Below are 1,298 nucleotides of genomic sequence, written 5' to 3'. Positions count from 1 at the left end.
GAAACCCGTCTTTTAGACGGGTTTTTTATTGCCTATAGAAAATGAACATTAAAAAAGGGCGCTCCATGCCGAGCTCCCTTCACTTCTTGAAAAACTAAGCTCTAAAGCTCTAAAGCTCTAAAGCCCTAACGCATACTTCAATGCTTGGTCTTTTATTGGCCCTGCACGATCAGCCAACTTTAATCCCATATTTCTCAATAGCTTTACAGGGCCTATGTTATTGCTAAACCCCAAGTAAAACGCATCCATCGCTGTTTGCATCAGCAAGTTATCGGTTCTTCTTAGTTTTTGATATCGCTTAAGGTTATCGAGTGAGTAATCCCCCTCTTCTAACACCTCAAGTAAGCCCTGCACGTCTTTAAAGCCTAAATTGACACCCTGACCAGCTAAAGGGTTAATGGTATGCGCAGAATCGCCTACTAGCACCACAGACTCTTTACAGTAATGCTGTGCGTGACGGCGTTTTAAGGGAAAAGAAGCAAAGTTATTCACACTGACTGTGCCAATACGCTCTGGGAAACACGCTTCTATTTCCAGCTTTAGGGCTTCAGGTGTCAGTTGGCGCAATTGTTTAATTCGTTTAGGAGAGTCATACCACACTAAACAACCTTGCCCTGCTCCCATAGGAAGATACGATCTTGGCCCTTGCGGAGTAAACCACTGCCAAGTGACATCGGTATCAGCGCAATCTGTTTCTACGTTAATCAACATGCAGTCTTGACGATAATCCCACGCCGTCACGCCAATCCCAGCAATGTGCCTTACTTTTGAATTTGCCCCATCCGCACCCACGACTAAACTGGCGCTAATCTGCTCGCCCGATGACAACTCAATTTGCTTACCCAGTTCACTTGTCTTCATATCCACTAAAGCGTCAGGGCAATAAAAGCTCACGTTAGAATAGGCCTGCAGCGCTTGCCAAATACCCAGTTGCAATACGCGATTTTCGACCATGTAACCTAGTAATGGTAGCTGTAAGGACGATGCATCAAAGCGAGTTCGGCAGTTATCTAACTCCCAAGTTTCTAGTCCCATATAAGGGAAAACTCGCTTACTCTGAACATGTGACCACGCGCCTAGTTGCTGCAGTAGATCCACCGAGCTCTTTGATATTGCAGAGATTCGAATATCCAGTGCTTGTGATGCAGAAAATGGCTCAGGTTTATATCCCTCAACCACCGCAACTCGCTTACCTTGTTTTGCCAAGCCAAGAGCTGTTGCAGCCCCAACCATACCGCCACCTATCACAGCTACATCAAAATGCATTCGTGTCATCCTTTGCCGTATTATACCAATCG

Annotated in this window: 1 protein-coding gene; it reads right to left on the bottom strand. The window is 45.5% G+C overall.

Annotated features, from left to right (window positions below; genetic code table 11):
• Nucleotides 1–117 precede the first annotated feature (117 nt).
• Nucleotides 118–1,275, bottom strand: a complete 1,158-nt coding sequence (locus VHA01S_RS17510) for an FAD-dependent oxidoreductase (RefSeq protein ID WP_039971399.1) — start codon at nucleotides 1,273–1,275, stop codon at nucleotides 118–120.
• Nucleotides 1,276–1,298: the final 23 nt, after the last annotated feature.

Origin of the sequence: Vibrio halioticoli NBRC 102217, assembly GCF_000496695.1 — a bacterium.
GTDB classification, from domain to species: domain Bacteria; phylum Pseudomonadota; class Gammaproteobacteria; order Enterobacterales; family Vibrionaceae; genus Vibrio; species Vibrio halioticoli.
Note: the sequence above shows the minus strand (reverse complement) of the source record. Positions and strands in the feature narration are given on the sequence as shown.